The sequence below is a fragment of the Leclercia pneumoniae genome (genome assembly GCF_017348915.1).
GTDB classification, from domain to species: domain Bacteria; phylum Pseudomonadota; class Gammaproteobacteria; order Enterobacterales; family Enterobacteriaceae; genus Enterobacter; species Enterobacter pneumoniae.
The window spans coordinates 1-23,034 of record NZ_CP071383.1 but is presented as its reverse complement, the minus strand read 5'-3'; the positions used below and the strand labels follow the sequence as shown (position 1 = coordinate 23,034).

Sequence of the window (23,034 nt, the reverse complement as noted above, 5' to 3'; positions counted from 1 at the left end):
CTCTTTAATAACGAGGGAATGCTATGTCGCGTCTGTTAATTGAGCCTGTCACCCCGGACGAACCGGGATATATCGCCCTGAAGGCGGAGAGTATTGCGCTACGTTTCAATATGCTGCGCAGGCTGGAAGAGAACTGGCAACGGGGTGAGAATCGCTTTAACGCGCCGGGCGAAAAGCTGCTGGGAGCGTTTCTTAACGGCAAGCTGGTGGGCGTGTGCGGCTTAAACCGCGATCCCTTTAGCCAGCAGCCCCGTGCGGGGCGTATTCGCCACCTTTACGTCAGCGAGAAGTGCCGGGGGCTGGGCATCGGGAAGCAGCTTTTGACCGTCGTAATGGCCGATGCCAGCATCTGGTTTGATTTTCTGAATACCCATGCACCGGACACCGCGTACGGATTTTATCATCGGGCTGGTTTTACGCTGGTCTGCGACGAACCCCGGGTGACGCACCGCCTTTTCTGTGCGGTATAACCGCCTGGCAGGCTCAGGATGTGAATGTTACAGTTAGATGACAATTCACCACCCGATACGCTATGACCTTCACCGTTTTCTGCATTCTGTTGTTTGCCGCTCTGCTGCATGCCAGCTGGAATGCCATCGTCAAAGCCGGAACGGACAAACTCTACTCCGCGCTCGGCGTGAGCGGCTCTGCCGCGCTTATCGCTCTGGTAATACTCCCTTTCTCTCCACAACCCTCTGCTGCCAGCTGGCCGTTTTTGGTCGTCTCTTGCGCGCTGCAGGTGGTGTACACGGTGTTGGTAGCAAAGACCTATCAGGTCTCTGATATGAGCCAGACCTACCCGCTTATGCGCGGCACGGCGCCGCTGCTGGTGGCGCTAATCAGCGTGCTGGCGCTGGGGGATAGCCTCTCAGGGCTGGCATGGTCCGGCATCGGGGTGATCTGCCTGTCGATTCTTGCTATGGCGATGAACGGTCGCATGCGGTCGCGTAAAGGGATCGGGCTGGCGCTGCTGAATGCCTGTTTTATTGCCGGTTACACCCTGGTGGACGGCACCGGCGTGCGTCTGTCTGATACCGCGCTGGGCTATACGCTCTGGACCTTTCTGATGAACGGCTTCTGCCTGCTCGCCTGGGCGATGGTGGCCCGCCGCCGGGAAGCCACCCGTTATCTGTGCCTGCACTGGAAAAAAGGGTTGCTCGGTGGCGTGGGCACGCTGGGATCCTACGGTCTGGCGTTATGGGCGATGACCCAGGCACCGCTTGCCGTCGTTGCTGCCCTGCGCGAAACCTCGATACTCTTCGGGGCGCTTATCGCCTTTGTGCTTTTAAAAGAAAAGGTTGCCGGTTTACGCATCGCTGCGGCGCTGGGTATAGCAGGCGGAGCCATGCTGCTTCGCCTGGCATAAATTCATGGCAACATTCGTTGCCGCCCATGTTTACAAATCCTGCCTGACCCGGTTTTTCCATTCCTTATCGCAATGCTTAAATTGTCATCTCATTGTGGTAGATTCCTCGCGCATTTATGGGAATGCGCAGTCACTTATTCTTTCTTTTATCTTTAAGCAAACATATTCAGCGACATGAAAAAGCAACGGAACGTTAATTTATTGTTGATGCTGGTGTTACTGGTGGCCGTCGGGCAGATGGCGCAAACCATCTACATACCGGCGATTGCCGATATGGCAAAGGAACTGAATGTCCGCGAGGGCGCAGTACAGAGCGTAATGGCGGCCTACCTGCTGACCTATGGCGTATCGCAGCTCTTCTACGGGCCGCTCTCTGATCGGGTCGGGCGTCGTCTGGTGATCCTGGTGGGCATGACCATTTTTATGGTCGCGACGGTGATAGCGATCGCGACCCATAGCCTGACCGTCCTGATCGCCGCCAGCGCCCTGCAGGGTGTCGGAACCGGCGTCGGTGGAGTGATGGCGCGCACCTTACCGCGCGATATGTATCAGGGCACCCAGCTACGTCATGCTAACAGCCTGCTGAATATGGGCATTCTGGTCAGTCCGCTACTGGCACCGCTGATTGGCGGCCTGCTGGATACGGTGTGGTCCTGGCGCGCCTGCTACGCCTTCCTGCTGGTGCTGTGCATGATAGTCACCTTCAGCATGGCGCGCTGGATGCCGGAAACGCGTCCGGTGGATGCGCCGCGCACCAAACTTCTCACCAGCTATAAGACGCTGTTCGGCAACGGGGCGTTTACTTGCTATCTGCTGATGCTGATCGGTGGCCTGGCGGGTATCGCGGTGTTTGAAGCCTGTTCCGGGGTGCTGCTGGGTGCGGGGCTTGGCCTGAGCAGCATGGTGGTAAGTATTCTGTTTATTCTGCCGATCCCGGCGGCGTTTTTCGGCGCCTGGTTCGCGGGTCGCCCCAACAAGCGTTTCTCCACGCTGATGTGGCAGTCCGTTATCAGCTGTCTGCTGGCGGGGCTGATGATGTGGATCCCAGGGCTGTTTGGCGTGATGACCGTCTGGACGCTGCTCATCCCGGCGGCGCTGTTCTTCTTCGGGGCGGGAATGCTGTTCCCGCTCGCCACCAGCGGCGCGATGGAGCCGTTTCCGTTCCTGGCAGGCACCGCCGGCGCACTGGTTGGCGGCTTGCAGAACATCGGTTCTGGCGCGCTGGCCTGGCTTTCCGCCATGATGCCGCAAACCGGACAGGCTAGTTTAGGTTTACTGATGACGCTGATGGGGCTGCTGATTTTGCTGTGCTGGCTGCCGCTGGCGTCGCGCGTGCCGCATCACGAGCAGCCGGTTTAATCCCATGATGGCCCGACTTCTCGTCGGGCTTTTCACAGCGCGGGGCTATCATCGTTTGCAGTAACGGCTCTGATGAGGGTCGCCACGCCCCCTCTTCTCCGTCGTAGAATTGATTATCCGCATTGATGGCATAGGGTATTTTTGCCTTTTGCAGTTCACAGGCCATAAAGGTAGCAAAGGCCAGCTGCGAGGCCGTCGGCGTAGAGTTGATGGTCTCCCCTACCGTCCAGCCCCCTACCCAGCTGCTGTGCCCGGTTTTTTGCTGCCAGCGCAGGGCCGCGCTTATCCGCCCATGAATCGCCGCCTTTTCGGCCGCCGTGCCGGAGGTCCAGGGGTATTTACCGTTACTCTTCAGCGGCCCCCAGGGGAAGATGTGCCACTCTGCCAGTACATAGCCCTGGCTGTGGGCCGGTAATTTCAGGCCGGGAAGATCCTCAGGTGCGGCCCGCAGACGCGGGGCGATAAAAATCATCCGCTGCGGGTCGATGCCGTGGATGGCTTTGATGGTTTTTTCGTAGACACGATTAAGCGCAGCGAGGTTATGGTTGAGCTTTTCGGCAGGCTCATAAATCAGATCAAAACCCAGCAGCGGAGAACTCTGGCCGAAATAGCGGGCTACCGCTATCCACCAGTTCACTACCGCTTTCTCATTTTCCGGCTTCGGGTCGCTTTTCCAGGCATCCGCCTGATAAGTGATAATCGGGATCACGCCGTACTGCTCGCACGCCTCCACCAGCTTACGCAGATGAATCAGCCGCGCCTCGGTGGGTGCCCCCGCAACGCGGATACGCACATGGCTTAGTCCTTTAGCGTGAAAGTCACGCACCACCAGCGGGTCAAATTCGCGTATACCACGCTCGGTACGCGCCCAGTCAACATCCATTCCCACGCCCAACTGCTGAGCATAACGTGCCGCCGTCAGCGGCGGCTCCGCGGCGGCGGCCCAGCCAGAAGCGCACAATAAGAGGGTGGCCATTAAGGGTCTTAACACGATCAACCTTGCGAAAAAATCGAAAGTAATAAGCCGTATTTAGCACGCTTTTTACCATTTCGTGTAGAGTCAGAATGAACTAATTTCTGAGACAGATTATGAATAACGACGCCGTTAACACGCTGACCGCCAAATTCCCCCTGGTTGCCGATCTGATCGCCCTGAAAGAGCTCACCTGGCTTAATCCGCGCGCCACAACCCTTGCGCAAGGCTTGCCTTATGTCGGGCTGACCCAGGACGACGTCAACGACGCGCATGCTCGCCTCAGCCGCTTCGCGCCATATCTGGCGAAAGCCTTCCCGGAAACGGCAGCAGCGGGAGGGATTATCGAATCCGAGCTGGTCGCGATCCCGGCGATGCAAACGCGGCTGGCGAGCGAAACGGGTGTCGCGATCCCCGGCACGCTGCTGCTAAAAAAAGACAGCCATCTGCCCATCTCAGGCTCCATTAAAGCCCGCGGCGGCATCTATGAGGTGCTGACGCATGCGGAAAAACTGGCGCTGGAAGCAGGCTTGCTGAACCTCAATGACGACTACAGCATCCTGCTGGAGCCCCGCTTTAAGGCGTTCTTTAGCCAGTACAGCATTGCGGTGGGCTCAACCGGCAACCTCGGGATGTCCATCGGCATGATGAGCGCCCGCCTCGGTTTTAAGGTGACGGTGCATATGTCTGCCGATGCCCGCGAATGGAAGAAAGCCAAACTACGCAGCCACGGCGTGATCGTTGTGGAATATGAGCAGGACTACGGCGTGGCGGTTGAACAGGGACGAAAAGCGGCCGAAAACGACCCAAACTGTTTCTTTATTGACGATGAAAACTCCCGCACCCTGTTCCTGGGCTATGCGGTAGCGGGCGAGCGCCTGAAGGCCCAGTTTGCCGAACAGGGCCGCGTGGTCGATGCTCAACATCCGCTGTATGTTTACCTGCCGTGCGGCGTTGGCGGGGGCCCCGGCGGCGTGGCGTTTGGTCTGAAGCTGGCTTTTGGTGATAACGTCCACTGCTTCTTCGCCGAGCCGATGCACTCCCCTTGCATGCTGCTGGGGGTCTACACCGGACTGCACGACGACATTGCGGTGCAGGATCTCGGTATCGATAACGTGACGGCGGCAGACGGACTGGCAGTAGGTCGGGCCTCTGGCTTCGTGGGGCGCGCGATGGAGCGGTTACTGGACGGATTCTATACCCTGTCCGATCAGAGCATGTATGACATGCTCGGCTGGCTGGCGCAGGCGGAAAATATTCGTCTGGAGCCGTCGGCGCTGGCGGGTATGGCCGGCCCGGTGCGTTTCAAAGCCGATGCACAGGCCACCCATCTGGTCTGGGCGACCGGCGGCGGCATGGTGCCGGAAGAGGAGATGGCGACATATCTGGCTAAAGGGAAAAAATAACCTCCAGGTGCGTCACCGCAAACAGCAGAGAGAGCGACAGCACCGCAAGCGCGATCAAGAGCTTATCCCGGACGGCTTTCGGCTGTACGAATTCATCCTGCGTGACGTCCATCAGGTTACGGCTGCGGGTATAACGCCATAACATAAGGGCCACCAGCGCCAGCACCACCAGTGAGATCCAGAACGGCAGGCCGGTACGGTGCCAGTTGTGTTTAATCGCCAGCGCAATCAGGGCGCCGTACCCCAGCAGCGTGCGCAGCCAGGCGAGTGATGTCCGCTCCGGCTGCAGGCCGGGGTCCGCTTCGCGTCGCGCTTTGCGGCTATCCGCCATAGAAAACCAGCACCATCACGACGCCTGCCACCGTCAGCAGAATCGCGCTGATGATGAATAACCCGCGCGTATAGGGCAGATCCTGCTTGAGTCGCATCGCCTTCTCATTACGCAGCCAGCGCAGGTAGCCGTAGATGGCCAGCACGCCGGCGAACAGGCACAGCAGCAGCGCCAGCACTTCACGGATCAGCGGCGTGGCAAAATCAGGCGCCAGCTGGTCAAGACCCACCCCGGCGGCCAGAAAGCCCAGTGCGGTACGGATCCACGCTAAGAAAGTGCGTTCATTAGCCAGAGAGAAGCGGTAGTCCGGCGCTTCGCCGAGGCGGGACATTTTCATCAAGAGTCCTTGTCGTGCTACGGCCTGGCTTCAGCATAGCCTAATGCGGGCAGCGTTGTTAACCCGCCCCCCAGAACAGCACCGCCAGTAGCTGCGGGGTGATAATGCGCAGGAACATCACCAGCGGATAGACCGTGGCGTAAGACAGCGCCGCCGCGCCGCTGGTGGCGTGCAGGTTGTTAGCAAAGGCCAGCGCAGGGGGATCGGTCATGGAGCCGGCCAACATACCGCAGATCGTCAGGTAGTTCATTCTGGCGAACATTCGCGCCAGGATCCCCATGGTCAGAAGCGGGATGGCCGTGATAACGATCCCGTAGCCAATCCAGCTCATCCCTTCGCCCTTGACCAGGGTAGCGATAAAATCCCCACCGGATTTCAGCCCGACCACGGCCAGAAAGAGCACGATCCCCAGCTCGCGCAGCGCCAGGTTGGCGCTCGGCGGCATAAACCAGTAAAGCTTGCCGATACAACCGATGCGCCCGAGGATCAGCGCCATAATCAGCGGCCCGCCCGCCAGCCCCAGCTTGAGCGCCACCGGAAAGCCCGGCACGTACAGCGGAATGGAGCCCAGCAGCACGCCCAGGCCAATGCCGATAAAGACCGGTAGCATCTGTACCTGCTGCAATTTTTGCTGGGCGTTACCCACCATATCCGCCACGGCATCGATAGAGGATGGGCGCCCAACCAGGTTGAGGATATCCCCAAACTGCAGGCTGGCGTCCTGGCTGGCAACCAGCTCAACCCCGGCGCGATTAAGCCGCGAGATCACCACGTCATACCGCTCTTTTACCTGCAGATCGCGGATTTTCTTTCCAAGAACATGCTCGTTGGTGACGACGACGCGCTCTACGCGCATATCGGTGCCGCGGGTGGAAAGCGAGGTATCGACCTCCTTGCCAATGACCAGCTGCGCATTGTGCAGATCGTCAGGCTGACCAACCAGGTGCAGCAAATCTCCGGTATGGATCACCGTGCCCGGTGACGGCACCATCAGTATCTCTTCCCGCTTCAGGCGCGAGCAGACCACATTTACGCTGTTCAGAATCGGCACATCCTGAATCGCCAGCTTATTGAGATTGGGGTTGTCGACACGAATATTGATGGTTTTGATGGGCATATGGCCGTTGGTATGCGCGGTTTCGTGCGCCTTCGCCTCCTCTTCGACGTTGATACGAAACAGCACCCGTACCAGCCACATAGAGAGCAGAATACCGCAGATGCCAAACGGATAAGCCATGGCGTAACTCATCCCCATCTGGTCGACAATGCCGGGCTCGATCCCCAAATCACGCAGAATTTGCTGGCCTGCCCCGAGCGCCGGCGTATTGGTGACCGCACCGGAGAAAATACCCAGTACCACCGGCAGAGGGATAGCAAAGATTTTGTGCAGAATGGCGGTGACCAGCCCGCCCATTACCACGATACCAAGGGCAAAGAGGTTTAGCCGTAGCCCGGAGACGCGCAGGGAGGCGAAAAAACCCGGACCGACCTGAATACCGATGGTGTAGACGAAGAGGATCAGGCCGAACTCCTGGATGAAGTGGAGCATATCGGCGCTGAGTACCAGGCCAAACTGGTCGGCAAAATGGCCAACAAAAATCCCCCCGAACAGGACCCCGCCAATCCCAAACCCGACGCCGCGGATTTTGATGTTGCCAATCCACAGTCCTACTACTGCGACCAGGGCCAACACGCTGACGGTTAACGCGATATCACTCATGATCCACTCCCTGTGCATAACCTTAGTTATGGTGGGGATTCTCTCAGAACCGGTGGCGGTTGTATGGGCGATGGCGCACAAAAAAACCGAAGGTAAAAGCAAAACGGTCACCCGAAGGTGACCGTTTTTAGTGTTTGCGCCCTCCCCCTGTGGGAGAAGGCATCAGCCCGCATACTGTTAGCTGTTTAACGCAGGGCGTTCGCTAATGGCGATACGCTGCGGAGCGATTGCTTCCGGCACGTTGCGGGTCAGGTCGATATGCAGCAGACCGTTGGTATAGGTCGCACCAGAGACTTCCATATGGTCCGCCAGCGTAAAGCTCAGGCTGAACGGCTGCGTCACCAGACCCTGATGCAGCCACTTCGTCTCGGTTTCTTGTTTTTCCGGGGTACCTTTCACCGTCAGGCGCGTTCCTTCAAGCTGGATATCCAGATCGTCCTGGCGGAATCCGGCTACCGCAAGGGTGATGCGATAGTGGTTATCGTCGCTTTTTTCGATATTGTACGGCGGAAATGTCTGTTGCTCGGTGGTGCTTTGCAGGGCGTTAGCCAGTTTGTCAAAACCAATCCACTGACGCAGCAGGGGGGATAAATCGTAGTTACGCATACTAAATCTCCTTCTGAGAAGCGAGTTCGGCACAGTCTAATTTTGTGCGCAGTTGTTCCTGCAAATCCTTACGGATTCGCCTATGCTCCCGGTTCGGCAAGCAATTCTGAGTGGGCCGCGATGGCGACCCGTCTAATTAGTTGATTTCGATACGACGCGGTTTTTTCTCTTCCGGAATCACACGTTCCAGTTCGATAAACAGCAGGCCGTTGACCAGATTTGCGCCTTTAACGTGAATGTTCTCAGCAAGCTGGAACTTGCGTTCAAAGTTACGCTCGGCGATGCCCTGATAGAGGTAGGTACGCTCTTTCTGTTCGGCCGTATGCGAGCCTTTCACCAGCAGCAGATTATCCTGGGCGGTGATCTCCAGTTCGCTCTCTGCAAAACCGGCGACGGCAATGGCGATGCGGTAGTGGTTTTCGTCAACCAGTTCAACATTGTAAGGAGGGTAGCCGTTGCTCTGGCTCTGGTTATTTTCTAAATGGTTGAACAGGCGGTCAAAACCAATTGCAGAACGGTATAGCGGGGAGAGATCGAAATTACGCATAAGTTAAAACTCCTGAAATCAGCGAGAAATTGTAGCCTTCCACCATGGACAGGCTGCGGTATCCCAAACACCCATCAGGCGCGTTTGTTCATGGACACATCTCTAAAATGGGTCTGATTTCGATCATTTCAAGCGGATCCTGAACAGTTTTTTTTGCACTTTACTGTCACTGGCTTAGACTGGGATGGCAGCACAAAGGGTTAAATTGCGATGGCTGCCACAGAGCGGCGCTTTTCAACTGTTCAATTTGCATATGGCCCGTTATAAACCGGGTTGCTGGTTCATATCGCGCCATTGATGATGACAAACTGATGATGAAAAATGTTCTGATAAAGTTGACGACGTTCAGCGCGGTGGTGTTGCTTTGCGGATGTTCAAGCGTGATGTCGCACACCGGCGGTAAAGAAGGGACCTATCCCGGCACGCGAGCCAGTGCCACAATGTTGTCAGATGATGACACCAACTGGGGCACCAAATCTCTGGTGATTCTGGATATGCCCTTTACGGCGGTATTCGATACGCTTCTGCTGCCCTGGGATTTCTTCCGTACGGACAGCTCCGTGCGCTCGCGCGTTGAAAAAAGCGAGCAGGAGACGCTGGCCACCAACTCGGTTATTCCCCCTGCCGCCATGCCCGTGCGCTGATCAGCGCCCGGTTTCAGTGATCCACAGCTGGCGGAAGCCCTCCGCCTCTTCCATCCAGGCGATATAACGCCCATTCGGTGAAAAGACCACGGCATCCGCAGAAGGCGGATTGCCGTGATCGGACGTCAAAAACGTCACGCTCCCCGTCACCGCATCGCAGTATGCAAGACGATTTTCCAGCACAAATCCCAGCCCGTTGCCGGACGGATGCCAGTTGAAGGCCGACTGAATATCGCTGCGGTTAGCGGTTAACTGGCGCGGCTCGCCGCCCTCGGGTGAGAGAAGCCAGAGTTGCACCACTCCCTGGTTATCGCGCATTAAAAAGGCAATCTGCGTACCTTGCGGATTGCTACGCACCCAGTGGCGCGGCGCGTTCACAAGCCCCGGGTACGCGTTCTGATGCGTAAAGGTTAACCGACGCTGCACCATGCCCGCCGGAGGTGCCGGCAGGGTCTCTGGCGTACCCTGTAGCGGTGCATCCCCGGCGTGCTTCCAGCCCTGCTCATCTTTCGGTAAATCGACAATAAAGAGCTCCGGCACCTTGTCGCCTTTCTCAGACAGGGTATCGCCAATAAACGCCAGCGCGTGGTTCCCTACCCAGCCCTCTTCGTAGGCGCGATTGATCGCATCGCTGCCTGGCGGCGGGTTCGGCGTCGTGCGAGTGACCAGCACGCTCCAGAAGGTGCCCGCATATTCTCGGGGATGCGTAGCCGGTGGGTTCACGGGACCAAAAGGCGCGGCGACCCCCACGTTGCGCAAATCAAGCGCTGGGTCGCGCTCGTGCAGAACATGGTCGTTATAGGTGAAGCTGACGAACTGCCCGTTCGGGCTAAAGACATGGACATGGCTGCCGCCGCGCAGTGCGCCGGGCGTGTAGGGAGCGGTGATATCCATCGCATCGAGATTATCCACCCGATCATTGTGCGCAACCACGCCCTGACGATGGTGAAAATCGTACTGCCAGTCGGCATCCGGGTTTTCCGGGCCATGGATAAAGACATATTTGTCTTCTGCAGGATGAACGGTCACCACCCCGGCATGCGCGCCGTTTGTGGCGCGATAAATCACCTCAACCTCGCCCGTACTGATATTTACCCGCTCGATGGTTTCACCGGTGAACGATGCGCCGGATGGGCGTACGTCAAAGGCCAACCACTGGCTATCTGGCGTCCAGGTGTTGATATTGGTGAGCTGGTGATGGCGGGAAGCGAAGGTGACTTGTTTCATGAACGAATAAACTCTGAAGCGACAGTTGCGCTTCAGAGTAATGGATCTGCCGGAAAATGACTACGCGTCCAGCTCAGGGATGGGGGTTACCAGACGCTTATTGCTGGCCCAACCCAAAACATTTTCCAGCATTAACCGGGACATCGCCTCTCTGGTGCTCCAGGTCGCGCTGGCCATATGTGGCGTCACCACCACGTTAGCGCGCTGGAGCAACGCCTGCGGAACGTCCGGCTCGCGACTGAACACATCCAGTCCGGCCCCGGCGATGGTGCCCTGTTCAATCGCGTTAATCAGCGCGGGCTCATCCACTACGCTACCACGCGAAATGTTGATCAATATTCCTTTCTCACCCAGCGCCGCGAGAACCCGGCCATCAATCAGCGCCTGGTTTTTTGCACTACCCGGCGTACATATCATCAAGAAATCACTTTCTGCCGCCAGGGAGGCAATGTCCTCAATTCGGGTATAATTCAGCCCCGGGATAACTTTGCTATCGCTATAAGCAATGTGCATGGCAAAGCCTTCACAACGTTGTGCGATGGCCTGGCCAATTCTCCCCATGCCCACAATGCCGACTCGCGCCCCCGAAACCTTGTGTGTCCACGGATATCCTCCCTGATGCCAGCTTCCCGCCTCAATAAACTTCTGAGCAGAAACGATCTGGCGCGATGTCGCCAGCATGAGTCCCATCGCCAAATCGGCAACATCGTCCGTTAACACGCCCGGCGTATGGCTGACGGCCACATGATGATCTGCCGCAGCCGCCACATCGACACCGTCGTATCCCACGCCAAAAACAGCAATCAGTTCCAGAGAGGGCAGGCTGGCGATCAGCTGGCGCGTGACGACGGCCTCACCGTTAGTAATCATCACGGTAAATTGTCCGGCCAGGTCCGCGAATGCCTCCTCGCTAAGCGCTGCATATTCATAAACGTCGTAACGTTTTTCCAGTTCTGCCGTTAGCTGGTCAGGCAGGGAGGCTTGTTTCAAAACTTTCAATTTCATCGTTATCCGTTCACTTATAAAGAAGAGGGGGCTGACTGCTTGAGCGATGTGCTTTTACCCGGGCGAGAGACGGCGATACCGATAATCCCCCCTAGTATCAGCGCAATAGCTACAATCAGCAGGCCGTAGTGATAGCTGTTGGTCAAATCCTTAATCTTGCCTAAAACAGGCGGCAGGCCTAATCCGGTAATGACTCCAACTTATTGATAGTGTTTTATGTTCAGATAATGCCCGATGACTTTGTCATGCAGCTCCACCGATTTTGAGAACGACAGCGACTTCCGTCCCAGCCGTGCCAGGTGCTGCCTCAGATTCAGGTTATGCCGCTCAATTCGCTGCGTATATCGCTTGCTGATTACGTGCAGCTTTCCCTTCAGGCGGGATTCATACAGCGGCCAGCCATCCGTCATCCATATCACCACGTCAAAGGGTGACAGCAGGCTCATAAGACGCCCCAGCGTCGCCATAGTGCGTTCACCGAATACGTGCGCAACAACCGTCTTCCGGAGCCTGTCATACGCGTAAAACAGCCAGCGCTGGAGCGATTTAGCCCCGACATAGCCCCACTGTTCGTCCATTTCCGCGCAGACGATGACGTCACTGCCCGGCTGTATGCGCGAGGTTACCGACTGCGGCCTGAGTTTTTTAAGTGACGTAAAATCGTGTTGAGGCCAACGCCCATAATGCGGGCGGTTGCCCGGCATCCAACGCCATTCATGGCCATATCAATGATTTTCTGGTGCGTACCGGGTTGAGAAGCGGTGTAAGTGAACTGCAGTTGCCATGTTTTACGGCAGTGAGAGCAGAGATAGCGCTGATGTCCGGCGGTGCTTTTGCCGTTACGCACCACCCCGTCAGTAGCTGAACAGGAGGGACAGCTGATAGAAACAGAAGCCACTGGAGCACCTCAAAAACACCATCATACACTAAATCAGTAAGTTGGCAGCATCACCAGTCGAGCAGTTCCGCGCCCTTGTTATAGTGAATCCCCATGCTCTGTTCCTGGAACACCGCGTTGCGGGAGACAAAATCGACGTGCAGACAGGCCGCCAGCGCAATCGGCCCCAGCGGGCAGTGCGGAGCCAGCGCCACGTCGTAGGCTTCTGCCATACCGGCGATTTTGTAGCATTCGGTGATGCCCCCCGCGTGGGAGAGATCCGGCTGCAGGATCGCGATTCCGCCCGCCTCCAGTACGCGTTTAAACTCGAAGCGCGAGAACATACGTTCCCCTGCAGCGATAGGAATAGCGGTTTGCGCCGCCAGCCGTGGATAATATTCTGCCTGCTCCGCCAGCACCGGCTCTTCAATAAAGAGCGGGCGGTATTGTTCCAGCTCTTTAATTAATATTTTCGCCATTGGCGCGCTGATGCGGCCGTAGAAGTCCAGGCCAAACTCAATGTCGTTGCCAAAGGCTTCGCGGATCTGCGCCACGGTGTTTACCGCCCGGTCTACCGCACGTGAATTGTCGATGACTCCCATCTCTTCACAGCCGTTGAGCTTGAAGGTATCAAAACCAATCCCGCGCAGCTTTCTGATGCCATCAATGACTTCGGCAGGGCGATCGCCCCCTACCCAGCTGTAGGCCTTAATTTTGTCGCGCACCAGGCCGCCCATCAGCTGCCACACCGGAGCATTCAGCACTTTCCCTTTGATATCCCATAGCGCCTGGTCGATACCGGCGATGGCGCTCATCAGAATGGGGCCGCCGCGATAGAAGCCCCCGCGGTACATCACTTGCCACAGATCGTTAATGCGCGCGGGATCCTGCCCAATCAGGTATTCACCCAGCTCGTGCACAGCGGCCTCGACGGTGCGCACACGGCCCTCAATTACCGGCTCGCCCCAGCCCACTACCCCTTCGTCGGTTTCGATTTTCAGGAACATCCAACGCGGCGGTAAACGGTACGTGGTGAGTTTGGTTATTTTCATTTCACTGCCTCTCGATACGCTTTCACAAATGCTGCCGCCTGCTGTGCGGTGCGCTCTACGGTCTGTCCGGCGCGATAGAGATCGCTACCCAGCCCGGCGCCTGCACAGCCAGCTTTCATCCACTGCGCCAGGTTTTCTGGCGTCACGCCGCCCACGGCCAGGACCGGTACGCTGGCGGGTAATACCGCTTTCAGCGCCTTGATGTACTCCGGGCCAAAAGCCGATGACGGGAAAATTTTCAGCGCCTGCGCGCCCGCATCGAGAGCGGTAAAGGCTTCGGTTGCCGTTGCACATCCCGGGCAGACGGTCATGCCGTAGCCCACCGCGCGGCGGATCACCTCGGGGTTGATGTTGGGCGTGACGATAAGTTTGCAGCCCATTTTCGCCAGCCTGTCGACCTGCTCCGGCTGTAGCACCGTGCCTGCGCCAATCAGCGCCTTATCACCAAACGCATCGACGACGGCCGGGATGCTCTTTTCCCACTCCGGGGAGTTGAGCGGGATTTCCACCGCGTCGAATCCGGCCTCAATCACCGCGCCTACGTGCGCCAGCGCCTCGTCGGGGGTGATGCCGCGCAATATCGCGATAAGGGGAAGGTTAGTTTGCCACTGCATGAGCGATGCTCCTTATTCCAGCCTGAAATGCCGTGTCGCCCTCTACCACCGCCACGTCCCGGCCGATGGCGTGAAACGCCTGGCGATAACGTGAGCTCAGCGATGAGCCTGCGACCAGAGTAATGGCCTGCTGCCCGGCGAAGCGTTCACTCAGGCTGGCGACTTCGGCGCCAATCAGCAGGCCGGACAGAAACTCGCTAACCTGCTCGCGCGGGAGTTGTCCCAGCACGTGCGAGGCGCGAACCTCAAAAAGTTGCGGCAAAACGGCAGGAGAAGCGATCCCGCGCGCAAGCCCGGCGGCAAATGCCTCCGGCGAGGGGGCTTGCTCCGGCAAACCCGCCCCCACCAGCGAATGCTTAAGGAGCAAATGGTGTAATTCACCGGTCATCACGGTGCGAAAATCGTGGATCTGCTCTGCATCGGTTTGTACCCACTTGCAGTGGGTACCGGGCATAACGTAGACAGAAGAAGGAGAAAGCGTGCGCGCGCCGAGCAGTTGCGTCTCTTCGCCGCGCATGACGTTGTGGTTATCGTCGCGAGAGACGCACAAGCCGGGAATAATCCAGATCTTGTCGCCAACGGACGTTAACTGTTCGCCAATAGCGGAGAAACGAGCCGGTACGGGCAGATAAGGCGCAATTTTCCAGCCTACGTTACTGCCCACCATGCCCGCCATTACCACTGGCGTGGCGCCGTCGCGCCAGTTTTGTGTCACCTCTGCTAACACCGCCTCGGGGGATTTACCGTTCAGGCGCGTAACACCTGCTTCTGATTGCCTGCTTTCCAGGCACTGCTCACCCTGATAAAGCCAGGCGCGCAGATTGGTCGATCCCCAGTCAATAGCGATGTAGCGAGATGTCATGTGATTTCCTTTAACCTTCGTGTCGAGCTGGCGATCATCGTGAGCGCCGCCTGCTCTGCCGCATCGCCGTCCTGATGCCGTATCGCATCGAACAGCGCTTTATGTTCCTGGAGCGTTTTCGGCATGTTGGCCTCATCGCCCATCCAGGTCCGTTCAAATACCGCGCGCTGTAGCGAGCTGATCGCCACGCTAAGCTGCTGTAGCACCGGGTTATGCACCGACTGGAGCACCGCCTCGTGGTAGCGAATATCCGCTTCGTTGAAGGCATCCCGATCCTGGTTATTGGCGATCATGTCGTTCAGCGCCGACTCAATCTGCGCCAGGTCGCCCGAGGTGGCGCGTTCGGCGGCCCAGCGGGCTATCGCCGGTTCTACGAGGTTTCGCACCTCGCTCATGGCGCCAATCAGCCGTGGGTCATAATCGTTTTCCAGTATCCACTGCAGAACATCGGTATCGAGGTAGTTCCACTGACTACGTGGGGCGACAAAGGCTCCGCGATAACGCTTCATTTCAATTAGCCGCTTCGCCATCAGCGAGCGGAACACTTCCCGGATGATGTTGCGCGAGGTTTCAAACTCTTCGCATAGCTCCGCCTCTGCAGGAAGCGGCGAGCCGGGTACGTATTTGCCACCCACAATCTGGCTGCCCAGCGTGATGACAATGCGGTCGGTTTTATTGAGAGTCATGGAGGGTCCTTATGATTTTTGTGTCCATCACTACTTTACCGCGACCGCTGAATTCCGCCTCACTTTTGCAGTACAAACGTGATGCAATTCGTTAAGACCTTGGTTGCAATGTAGTACAATCAAATTTGTGTTGTACTACAATCTGGATCACAAAAAGAACAATTTGATAAATTCAGGGCAAAAAAAAGCCCCGGTTGATAACCAGGGCCGATGTATTTAGCCACGCTTAGTTCAGGACAAATTTCTCGATCGCGTAGGCAACGCCGTCTTCCAGGTTAGATTTGGTGACGAAATTGGCCACTTCTTTCACCGATGGGATCGCGTTATCCATTGCCACACCCATGCCCGCATATTCGATCATCGCAATATCGTTTTCCTGATCGCCCAGGGTCATGATCTCTTCAGGCTTGATACCCAGCGTATCGGCCAGCGATTTCACGCCGGTGCCTTTATTGACGCGTTTATCGAGGATTTCGAGGAAGTACGGCGCGCTTTTCAGCACAGTGTATTTCTCTTTTACCTCAGCCGGAATGCGGGCGATGGCTTTATCGAGAATGGCTGGCTCATCAATCATCATCACCTTCAGGAACTGCGTTTGCGGATCCATTTTTTCTGCTTCGCAGAAAACCAGTGGAATAGTGGCGACATAGGATTCGTGTACGGTGTAGTAGCTGATATCGCGGTTGGCCGTGTAGAGCGTGTTGCGATCGAGCGCGTGGAAATGTGAACCCACCTCGCGGGAGAGTTTTTCGAGATAGAGGTAATCGTCATAATTCAACGCGGTCTGGGCGACGGTGCTGCCGTCGGCGGCCTTCTGAACCAGGGCACCGTTATACGTAATGCAGTAATCGCCCGGTTTATCCATGTGCAACTCTTTCAGGTAATTATGCACACCGGCATAGGGGCGACCGGTCGTCAGTACCACATTCACCCCTTTTGCACGGGCGGCGGCAATCGCATTTTTAACGGCTGGAGAGATGGTGTGATCTGGCAGCAGCAGCGTGCCGTCCATATCGATTGCAATGAGTTTGATGGCCATGGGATCCCCGGATTGAATGAGTCTGCACTCATGCTAACGCGATTCCGCTCAAAAAACACGGTAAGAAAGGGGATTGGATATGAGGAGGGGATTCCTCTTTTGCAGGCTAAGAATCTCCCCTCACCCCGGCCCTCTCCCCACAGGGGCGAGGGAGAAAAGGCGGTACCGTACATCCCCTCTCCCCTATGGGGAGAGGGTTAGGGTGAGGGGGATAACAGCTTAGATATCGATATTCGCCGCTTTCAGCGCGTTCTCTTCGATAAAGGCACGACGGGGTTCAACCGCATCGCCCATCAGGGTGGTGAACAGCTGATCCGCTGCAATCGCGTCTTTTACGGTAACGCGCAGCATACGGCGGCTTTCCGGATCCATAGTGGTTTCCCACAGCTGATCCGGGTTCATTTCGCCCAGGCCTTTATAACGCTGAATTGCCAGACCACGACGGGACTCTTTCACCAGCCACTCCAGCGCCTGCTCGAAGCTGGCAACCGGCTGACGGCGTTCGCCACGTTCGATGTAGGCATCGTCTTCGATCAAACCGCGCAGCTTTTCGCCGAGAGTGCAAAGGCGACGGTATTCCGGCCCGGTCACAAACTCGTGCTCCAGCGGATAGTCTGTATCCACACCGTGGGTACGCACGCGGACGATCGGCTCGAACAGCTGGTCAGCGTTCTGCTGAACATCGCATTTCCACAGGCTACCGTGCTGTTCGTTCTCGTTCAGCTCGCTTACCAGCGCGTTGACCCAGCGGCTGACAGTCTGCTCGCTGCTCAGATCGGCTTCGGTCAGCGTTGGCTGATACACCAGCTCTTTCAGCAGCGCTTTCGGATAACGACGCTCCATACGGCCAATCATCTTCTGCGCAGCGTTGAACTCGGACACCAGACGTTCCAGCGGCTCGCCGGCCAGTGCCGGAGCGCTGGCGTTCGCATGCAGCGTTGCGCCATCCAGAGCGATAGAGATCTGATACTGATCCATCGCTTCGTCGTCTTTGATGTACTGTTCCTGTTTGCCTTTCTTCACTTTGTACAGCGGCGGCTGCGCAATGTAGACATGGCCACGTTCAACGATTTCCGGCATCTGACGATAGAAGAAGGTCAACAGCAGCGTACGGATGTGCGAGCCGTCGACGTCCGCATCGGTCATGATGATGATGCTGTGATAACGCAACTTGTCCGGGTTGTATTCGTCGCGACCGATGCCGCAGCCGAGCGCGGTAATCAGCGTTGCCACTTCCTGCGAAGAGAGCATCTTGTCGAAACGCGCTTTCTCGACGTTGAGGATTTTCCCCTTCAACGGCAGGATCGCCTGGTTCTTACGGTTACGGCCCTGCTTCGCAGAACCGCCCGCGGAATCCCCTTCCACCAGGTACAGTTCGGACAGCGCCGGGTCGCGCTCCTGACAGTCTGCCAGTTTGCCCGGCAGGCCAGCTAAGTCGAGTGCGCCTTTGCGGCGGGTCATTTCACGGGCTTTACGCGCCGCTTCACGGGCACGTGCCGCATCGATAATTTTGCCGACCACGATTTTCGCGTCAGACGGGTTTTCTTGCAGGTAGTCGCTCAGCAGTTCGTTCATCTGCTGTTCAACCGCCGATTTCACCTCAGAGGAGACCAGTTTGTCTTTGGTCTGAGAGGAGAACTTCGGATCCGGCACCTTAACAGAAACCACGGCAATCAGGCCTTCACGAGCATCGTCGCCGGTGGCGCTGACTTTCGCTTTCTTGCTGTAGCCTTCTTTGTCCATGTAGGCGTTCAGGGTACGGGTCATCGCCGCACGGAAGCCCGCCAGGTGCGTACCGCCGTCACGCTGTGGAATGTTGTTGGTGAAGCAGTAGATGTTTTCCTGGAAACCATCGTTCCACTGCAGCGCCACTTCCACGCCGATACCGTCTTTTTCGGTAGAGAAGTAGAAGATATTCGGGTGAATAGGCGTTTTGTTCTTGTTCAGATACTCAACGAACGCCTTGATACCGCCTTCGTAGTGGAAATGGTCTTCTTTGCCGTCGCGTTTGTCGCGCAGGCGAATGGAGACGCCGGAGTTCAGGAACGACAGCTCACGCAGGCGTTTGGCCAGAATTTCATATTCGAATTCGGTGACGTTGGTGAAGGTTTCCAGGCTCGGCCAGAAACGCACCAGGGTACCGGTTTTTTCGGTATCGCCAGTGACTGCCAGCGGCGCTTCCGGCACACCATGCTGATAGATCTGGCGGTGAACTTTGCCTTCACGCTGGATAACCAGCTCCAGCTTCTGCGACAGGGCGTTAACCACGGAGACGCCTACGCCGTGCAGGCCGCCGGAGACTTTATAGGAGTTATCATCGAATTTACCGCCTGCGTGCAGAACGGTCATGATAACTTCCGCAGCAGATACGCCCTCTTCCGGGTGAATACCGGTTGGGATGCCACGACCATCATCGGTGACGGATACGGAGTTGTCCGCATGGATCGTCACCACGATGTCTTTACAGTGACCCGCGAGCGCTTCGTCGATAGCGTTATCTACCACCTCGAATACCATGTGGTGCAGACCGGTGCCGTCATCCGTGTCGCCGATATACATACCCGGGCGCTTACGCACCGCATCCAGCCCTTTCAGGACTTTGATACTGGAGGAGTCATAAGAATTCGACATCAACGTTTCTCGCTCATTTATTCTTGGGTTAATCCGTTATTTTACCCTTTTCCACGGTGAACATCTTCGAATTTTTGTCCGACATGTCCATAACGTGTTCAGCGCTAATCGCGCTGACGAAAACCTGCGACTGCGTGGCTTTTAAGCGGCTGGCTAGCAGCCCTCGCCGCGCGTCGTCGAGTTCCGAGGCAAAATCATCTATCAGATACAGGCAGCGTCGGCCGCTCTCGCGGGTGAGAAACTCCCCCTGTGCCAGCCGTAGCGCGCACATCAGGAGCTTAAGCTGCCCACGCGATAATGTATCTTCTACCGGCGCACCGTCAGCACGAATGCGGAAATCCGCTTTATGCGGGCCATGCGCGGTATAGGTCAGCAGGCGGTCGCGCTCGAAGCTTCTCTCCAGCACCTCGGCATAATCCGTCTCTTTCTCCCAGCCACGCTGGAAGGAGAAGGTGAGAGAGAACTCCGGTAAAAACTGTTTGCAGGTGTCGTCCATATCTTCGGCGATACCTGCGCTGTATTCGGCACGCCAGGTGCTGATTTGTTCCGCCAGCGGGACCAACTCTTTGTCCCACGGGCGCAGTTGGGCGTAGCGCGTCACCTGGCGCAGCGCGGCATTGCGCTGCTTGAGCAAACGCTTGAGGTTGCTCCAGGCGTTAAAGAATCCCGCTTCATTGTGAAAGCATCCCCAGTCAAGGAACGCTCTTCTGTATTTGGGGCCGCCGTTGAGTAAAGTAAACCCCTCGGGCGTAATCAGCTGCATCGGCATCAAGAGCGCCAGTTCGGCCACCTTATGCCCGTCGGTACCATCAATGCGGACTTTACTGTCACCCTGCTTGTCTTTGGTCAGGCCGACGGCGGTTTCACGCTCTGCGCCCTGGAGACGCCCATGCAGAACAAAGGACTCTTGCTCGTGGCGAATGACGCGGCCAATTTGCAAGCTGCGAAACGCCCGACCGTGGCCAAGCGTATAGATGGCTTCCAGCACGCTGGTTTTGCCGCTGCCGTTTGCGCCAACCAGGAAGTTAAAGCCGGGGGATAAAGCGAGATCCGCATTTTCAATATTACGGAAATCTTTGATTAAAAGGCGCGTCAGTGACATATCTGAATTTCTTCGGGCCAGGGCGTAATCGGCGCAGCCAGTTTCAACGCGGACTGCGCGCAGACCCTGGCGCGTACACGCAGTACGTGACAGGGGCGAGCACAGCCCAGGTTGAAAATGGCAAGTAAGATAGCCCGATAGTTATCACTACAGTCTCATTGGCATAACAACATAAGCAGCGGACTGGGATGCAGCATCTTCAATCTGTACGCTCGATACAGAGTCGGTCAGCAGAATGCGAACATTCTCGCATTTCAGTGCATTCAGTACGTCCAGCACGTAGCTAACGTTAAAGCCGATTTCCATCTCTGCGCCGGCGTAGGTGACGTCCAGAATCTCTTCTGCCTCTTCCTGCTCCGGGTTATTCGCGGTGATTTTGATCTGGTTTTCACTCACATACAGACGCACGCCGCGGAACTTCTCGTTGGAGAGAATGGCCGCACGGGCAAATGCCTGCTTAAGGCTGTCGCAGCCCGCTTCCAGCGTCTTGTCGGGATTCTTCGGCAATACGCGGCGATAATCCGGGAAACGCCCGTCAACCAGCTTCGAGGTGAAGACGAAATCCCCCACGTGGGCGCGAATGTTATTGCTGCCAATTTGCACGCGCAGCGGAGTATCACCGCCGTCAAGCATGCGCATCAGCTCAATCACCCCTTTACGCGGCACGATCACCGAATGGTTTGGCAGGCTAACGCCAATTGGCATAGAGCAGACCGCCAGGCGGTGTCCGTCGGTGGCGACGGTACGCAGCTCTTCCCCTTCGGTTTCAAACAGCATGCCGTTTAAGTAGTAGCGAACGTCCTGATGTGCCATAGAGAACTGCGTGGCTTCAATCAGACGCTTCATCGTCGCCTGTGGCAGGGTGAATTCCACTTCGCTCTGCCAGTCATCCAGGTTCGGGAAGTCCGCGGCTGGCAGGGTAGAGAGAGAGAAACGGCTGCGGCCAGAGCGGACCAGCATGCGGTCGCCCTCGAGCTGCACGGCGATCTCTGCCCCTTCAGGCAAGCCACGGCAAATATCAAAGAATTTACGGGCCGGAACCGTGGTGGCGCCTGCGTCGTGCGGCTGAGTCAGCGTCACCCGCGCAACCATCTCCATTTCCAGATCGGTGCCGGTTAGCGACAGCGTACCGTCTGCGACCTGCAGCAGCAGGTTACCAAGAATAGGCAGCGTCGGGCGGCCGCCTAATGGGCCACTCACCTGTTGTAGCGGCTTTAATAAATGTTCACGTTCAACGGTAAATTTCATAGCGTCACGATGATAATGTTCTGATTAAATTGGAGAAGTCTTCTTTTATGTCGTGGCTTTCTTCCCGCAGCTGCTCGATTTTACGACAAGCGTGCAGCACGGTGGTGTGGTCACGGCCACCAAACGCATCGCCGATCTCCGGCAGACTGTGGTTGGTTAACTCCTTTGCCAGCGCCATCGCCATCTGGCGAGGTCGGGCTACCGAGCGTGAACGGCGTTTCGACAATAAGTCGGCCACTTTAATTTTGTAGTACTCCGCCACCGTCTTCTGAATATTGTCGATGGTGACCAGTTTTTCCTGCAACGCCAGCAGATCGCGCAGCGCTTCACGCACGAAATCAATAGTGATGGCCCGGCCGGTAAAGTTGGCGTTGGCGATGACGCGGTTCAGTGCCCCTTCCAGCTCACGCACGTTAGAGCGTAGGCGCTTGGCGATGAAGAATGCCACTTCACCCGGCAGGCGAATGTCGTTTTCATCTGCCTTTTTCATCAGGATCGCCACACGGGTTTCCAGCTCCGGCGGTTCGATCGCCACGGTCAGGCCCCAGCCGAAGCGGGACTTAAGACGATCTTCAACGCCGTTGATCTCTTTTGGATAACGATCCGAGGTCAAAATGATCTGTTGATTACCTTCCAGCAGGGCGTTGAAGGTGTGGAAAAACTCTTCCTGGGATCGTTCTTTATTAGCGAAGAACTGAATGTCATCGATCAGCAGGGCATCAACGGAACGGTAGTAGCGTTTAAACTCTTCGATCGCATTGTTTTGCAGGGCTTTTACCATGTCCTGAACGAAGCGTTCGGAGTGCATATACACCACTTTGGCGTTTGGCTTGCGCGCCATGATGCCATTGCCCACGGCATGCAGCAGGTGCGTTTTACCCAGACCGGTACCGCCATATAAAAACAGGGGGTTATACGCCCCGCCGGGGTTATCCGCTACCTGACGGGCTGCCGCACGGGCCAGCTGGTTTGATTTACCTTCTACGAAGTTATCGAAGGTATGTTTGACGTTAACGTTGGAACGGTAGGTCGGCTCCGCCGGGGCCGGAACGTTATCCCAGCCTGAACGTGCCGCAGGCACGACGCGCGGCTGATGGACCTGTGTCGCCTGCGCAGGAGCGGCTACGTTAACGGTCTCTTTAAGGGTTTGGGTGACCGGCTTGGTGCCCACTTCAAAACGCAGCTGTGGGGCATCGGTACCGCAAAAATCGTTTAGCAGTCCATTGATATTATTAAGGTACTTGTCCCTTACCCAATCGAGCACAAAACGGTTTGGCGCATACAAAGCCAGCGTGTTATCGCTCAGTTCCGCCTGCAACGGGCGGATCCACATACTGAATTCTGTGGCTGGTAACTCATCCTGCAATCGGGCAAGACATTGCTGCCAAAGCGAAAGTGACAC

22 protein-coding genes, 2 pseudogenes and 1 other annotated feature are annotated in these 23,034 nt (G+C 56.8%); of the genes and pseudogenes, 5 read left to right on the top strand and 19 right to left on the bottom strand.

Going from position 1 to position 23,034, the window contains the following annotated elements; translation table 11 throughout:
• Positions 1-23: 23 nt before the first annotated feature.
• The 3 genes from JZ655_RS00120 (at position 24) to emrD (ending at position 2,725) form a co-directional block, all read left to right on the top strand.
• The gene (locus JZ655_RS00120) at positions 24-470 is read left to right on the top strand and encodes a GNAT family N-acetyltransferase (protein ID WP_040077762.1); all 447 of its coding nucleotides are present in this window, start codon (positions 24-26) and stop codon (positions 468-470) included.
• A 62-nt stretch (positions 471-532) separates the two neighbouring features.
• Positions 533-1,366, top strand: coding sequence for an EamA family transporter (locus JZ655_RS00115; protein WP_207292693.1), 834 nt, complete (start codon positions 533-535; stop codon positions 1,364-1,366).
• Between the two features lie 174 nt (positions 1,367-1,540).
• Complete coding sequence (gene emrD / locus JZ655_RS00110) at positions 1,541-2,725, top strand: multidrug efflux MFS transporter EmrD (protein ID WP_207292692.1); 1,185 nt, start codon at positions 1,541-1,543, stop codon at positions 2,723-2,725.
• On the opposite strand, the gene JZ655_RS00105 is transcribed toward emrD, so the two are convergent.
• A complete protein-coding gene (locus JZ655_RS00105; protein WP_207292691.1) occupies positions 2,628-3,716 on the bottom strand; it encodes a cellulase family glycosylhydrolase in 1,089 nt (362 codons plus the stop codon). The two genes, emrD and JZ655_RS00105, sit on opposite strands and share 98 nt — an antisense overlap.
• Positions 3,717-3,814: 98 nt before the next feature.
• On the opposite strand from JZ655_RS00105, the gene dsdA reads away from it, so the two are divergent.
• Positions 3,815-5,104, top strand: coding sequence for a D-serine ammonia-lyase (gene dsdA, locus JZ655_RS00100; protein ID WP_207292690.1), 1,290 nt, complete (start codon positions 3,815-3,817; stop codon positions 5,102-5,104).
• On the opposite strand, the gene JZ655_RS00095 is transcribed toward dsdA, so the two are convergent.
• The 5 genes from JZ655_RS00095 to ibpA form a co-directional block, all read right to left on the bottom strand.
• Entirely contained in the window at positions 5,088-5,435 is a 348-nt protein-coding gene (locus JZ655_RS00095; protein WP_040077756.1) for a DUF202 domain-containing protein, read from the bottom strand. The genes dsdA and JZ655_RS00095 overlap by 17 nt on opposite strands.
• Positions 5,425-5,772: a YidH family protein gene (locus JZ655_RS00090; protein ID WP_207292689.1), complete on the bottom strand. Its 348-nt coding sequence runs from the start codon at positions 5,770-5,772 to the stop codon at positions 5,425-5,427. Before JZ655_RS00090 ends, JZ655_RS00095 begins: the two co-directional genes overlap by 11 nt.
• Before the next feature lie 58 nt (positions 5,773-5,830).
• Positions 5,831-7,492: a putative transporter gene (locus JZ655_RS00085; RefSeq protein WP_207292688.1), complete on the bottom strand. Its 1,662-nt coding sequence runs from the start codon at positions 7,490-7,492 to the stop codon at positions 5,831-5,833.
• Between the two features lie 177 nt (positions 7,493-7,669).
• Positions 7,670-8,098, bottom strand: coding sequence for a small heat shock chaperone IbpB (ibpB, locus tag JZ655_RS00080; RefSeq protein WP_040077752.1), 429 nt, complete (start codon positions 8,096-8,098; stop codon positions 7,670-7,672).
• A 136-nt stretch (positions 8,099-8,234) separates the two neighbouring features.
• Complete coding sequence (gene ibpA / locus JZ655_RS00075; protein WP_112012366.1) at positions 8,235-8,645, bottom strand: small heat shock chaperone IbpA; 411 nt, start codon at positions 8,643-8,645, stop codon at positions 8,235-8,237.
• Positions 8,639-8,712: a sequence feature (ROSE (Repression Of Heat Shock gene Expression) occurs in the 5'-region of heat shock genes and acts as an RNA thermometer to modulate expression.), on the bottom strand. (Overlaps the previous gene by 7 nt.)
• 244 nt (positions 8,713-8,956) lie before the next feature.
• Here ibpA and JZ655_RS00070 point away from each other — a divergent pair.
• On the top strand, positions 8,957-9,289 hold the full coding sequence (locus tag JZ655_RS00070) for a YceK/YidQ family lipoprotein (RefSeq protein WP_040077750.1): 333 nt from the start codon (positions 8,957-8,959) through the stop codon (positions 9,287-9,289).
• Here JZ655_RS00070 and JZ655_RS00065 read toward each other — a convergent pair whose 3' ends face one another.
• The 13 genes and pseudogenes from JZ655_RS00065 to dnaA form a co-directional block, all read right to left on the bottom strand.
• Positions 9,290-10,516: a YidR family protein gene (locus JZ655_RS00065; RefSeq protein WP_207292687.1), complete on the bottom strand. Its 1,227-nt coding sequence runs from the start codon at positions 10,514-10,516 to the stop codon at positions 9,290-9,292.
• Between the two features lie 60 nt (positions 10,517-10,576).
• Positions 10,577-11,521, bottom strand: a complete 945-nt coding sequence (locus JZ655_RS00060) for a 2-hydroxyacid dehydrogenase (RefSeq protein ID WP_207292686.1) — start codon at positions 11,519-11,521, stop codon at positions 10,577-10,579.
• 14 nt (positions 11,522-11,535) lie between these two features.
• A pseudogene (locus JZ655_RS00055) lies at positions 11,536-11,721 on the bottom strand (MFS transporter); the annotation flags it as partial.
• A protein-coding gene (locus tag JZ655_RS00050; protein WP_242637262.1) for an IS1-like element IS1A family transposase occupies positions 11,722-12,419 on the bottom strand; the annotation gives its coding sequence in 2 pieces (ribosomal slippage) (positions 11,722-12,170 and positions 12,170-12,419; 699 coding nt in all).
• Positions 12,420-12,472: 53 nt separating this feature from the next.
• Positions 12,473-13,450, bottom strand: a pseudogene (gene dgoD / locus JZ655_RS00045) (galactonate dehydratase); the annotation flags it as partial.
• Entirely contained in the window at positions 13,447-14,064 is a 618-nt protein-coding gene (locus JZ655_RS00040; protein ID WP_207292685.1) for a 2-dehydro-3-deoxy-6-phosphogalactonate aldolase, read from the bottom strand. The gene JZ655_RS00040 and the pseudogene dgoD, both read right to left, overlap by 4 nt.
• The gene (locus JZ655_RS00035; protein ID WP_040077744.1) at positions 14,048-14,926 is read right to left on the bottom strand and encodes a 2-dehydro-3-deoxygalactonokinase; all 879 of its coding nucleotides are present in this window, start codon (positions 14,924-14,926) and stop codon (positions 14,048-14,050) included. The genes JZ655_RS00040 and JZ655_RS00035 overlap by 17 nt, the downstream gene beginning before the upstream one ends.
• Positions 14,923-15,612 (bottom strand): FadR/GntR family transcriptional regulator, encoded by a 690-nt coding sequence (gene dgoR / locus JZ655_RS00030; protein WP_207292684.1) that lies wholly within the window; start codon positions 15,610-15,612, stop codon positions 14,923-14,925. The genes JZ655_RS00035 and dgoR overlap by 4 nt, the downstream gene beginning before the upstream one ends.
• Before the next feature lie 226 nt (positions 15,613-15,838).
• Complete coding sequence (gene yidA, locus JZ655_RS00025; protein ID WP_040077742.1) at positions 15,839-16,651, bottom strand: sugar-phosphatase; 813 nt, start codon at positions 16,649-16,651, stop codon at positions 15,839-15,841.
• 219 nt (positions 16,652-16,870) lie between these two features.
• Complete coding sequence (gene gyrB, locus JZ655_RS00020; RefSeq protein ID WP_040077741.1) at positions 16,871-19,282, bottom strand: DNA topoisomerase (ATP-hydrolyzing) subunit B; 2,412 nt, start codon at positions 19,280-19,282, stop codon at positions 16,871-16,873.
• Between the two features lie 28 nt (positions 19,283-19,310).
• On the bottom strand, positions 19,311-20,384 hold the full coding sequence (gene recF / locus JZ655_RS00015) for a DNA replication/repair protein RecF (RefSeq protein WP_207292683.1): 1,074 nt from the start codon (positions 20,382-20,384) through the stop codon (positions 19,311-19,313).
• A 147-nt stretch (positions 20,385-20,531) separates the two neighbouring features.
• Positions 20,532-21,632 carry a DNA polymerase III subunit beta gene (gene dnaN, locus JZ655_RS00010; protein ID WP_040077737.1) on the bottom strand — a complete coding sequence of 367 codons (1,101 nt, stop codon included), beginning with the start codon at positions 21,630-21,632 and terminating at the stop codon, positions 20,532-20,534.
• Positions 21,633-21,636: 4 nt separating this feature from the next.
• Positions 21,637-23,034 (bottom strand): chromosomal replication initiator protein DnaA, encoded by a 1,398-nt coding sequence (gene dnaA / locus JZ655_RS00005; protein WP_040077736.1) that lies wholly within the window; start codon positions 23,032-23,034, stop codon positions 21,637-21,639.

Coding starts and splice junctions, on each gene's coding strand:
- JZ655_RS00120 (WP_040077762.1), top strand. CDS start 24: ATGTCGCGTCTGTTAATTGAGCCTGTCACCCCGGACGAACCGGGATAT.
- JZ655_RS00115 (WP_207292693.1), top strand. CDS start 533: ATGACCTTCACCGTTTTCTGCATTCTGTTGTTTGCCGCTCTGCTGCAT.
- emrD (WP_207292692.1), top strand. CDS start 1,541: ATGAAAAAGCAACGGAACGTTAATTTATTGTTGATGCTGGTGTTACTG.
- dsdA (WP_207292690.1), top strand. CDS start 3,815: ATGAATAACGACGCCGTTAACACGCTGACCGCCAAATTCCCCCTGGTT.
- JZ655_RS00095 (WP_040077756.1), bottom strand. CDS start 5,435: ATGGCGGATAGCCGCAAAGCGCGACGCGAAGCGGACCCCGGCCTGCAG.
- JZ655_RS00090 (WP_207292689.1), bottom strand. CDS start 5,772: ATGAAAATGTCCCGCCTCGGCGAAGCGCCGGACTACCGCTTCTCTCTG.
- JZ655_RS00085 (WP_207292688.1), bottom strand. CDS start 7,492: ATGAGTGATATCGCGTTAACCGTCAGCGTGTTGGCCCTGGTCGCAGTA.
- ibpB (WP_040077752.1), bottom strand. CDS start 8,098: ATGCGTAACTACGATTTATCCCCCCTGCTGCGTCAGTGGATTGGTTTT.
- ibpA (WP_112012366.1), bottom strand. CDS start 8,645: ATGCGTAATTTCGATCTCTCCCCGCTATACCGTTCTGCAATTGGTTTT.
- JZ655_RS00070 (WP_040077750.1), top strand. CDS start 8,957: ATGATGAAAAATGTTCTGATAAAGTTGACGACGTTCAGCGCGGTGGTG.
- JZ655_RS00065 (WP_207292687.1), bottom strand. CDS start 10,516: ATGAAACAAGTCACCTTCGCTTCCCGCCATCACCAGCTCACCAATATC.
- JZ655_RS00060 (WP_207292686.1), bottom strand. CDS start 11,521: ATGAAATTGAAAGTTTTGAAACAAGCCTCCCTGCCTGACCAGCTAACG.
- JZ655_RS00040 (WP_207292685.1), bottom strand. CDS start 14,064: ATGCAGTGGCAAACTAACCTTCCCCTTATCGCGATATTGCGCGGCATC.
- JZ655_RS00035 (WP_040077744.1), bottom strand. CDS start 14,926: ATGACATCTCGCTACATCGCTATTGACTGGGGATCGACCAATCTGCGC.
- dgoR (WP_207292684.1), bottom strand. CDS start 15,612: ATGACTCTCAATAAAACCGACCGCATTGTCATCACGCTGGGCAGCCAG.
- yidA (WP_040077742.1), bottom strand. CDS start 16,651: ATGGCCATCAAACTCATTGCAATCGATATGGACGGCACGCTGCTGCTG.
- gyrB (WP_040077741.1), bottom strand. CDS start 19,282: ATGTCGAATTCTTATGACTCCTCCAGTATCAAAGTCCTGAAAGGGCTG.
- recF (WP_207292683.1), bottom strand. CDS start 20,384: ATGTCACTGACGCGCCTTTTAATCAAAGATTTCCGTAATATTGAAAAT.
- dnaN (WP_040077737.1), bottom strand. CDS start 21,632: ATGAAATTTACCGTTGAACGTGAACATTTATTAAAGCCGCTACAACAG.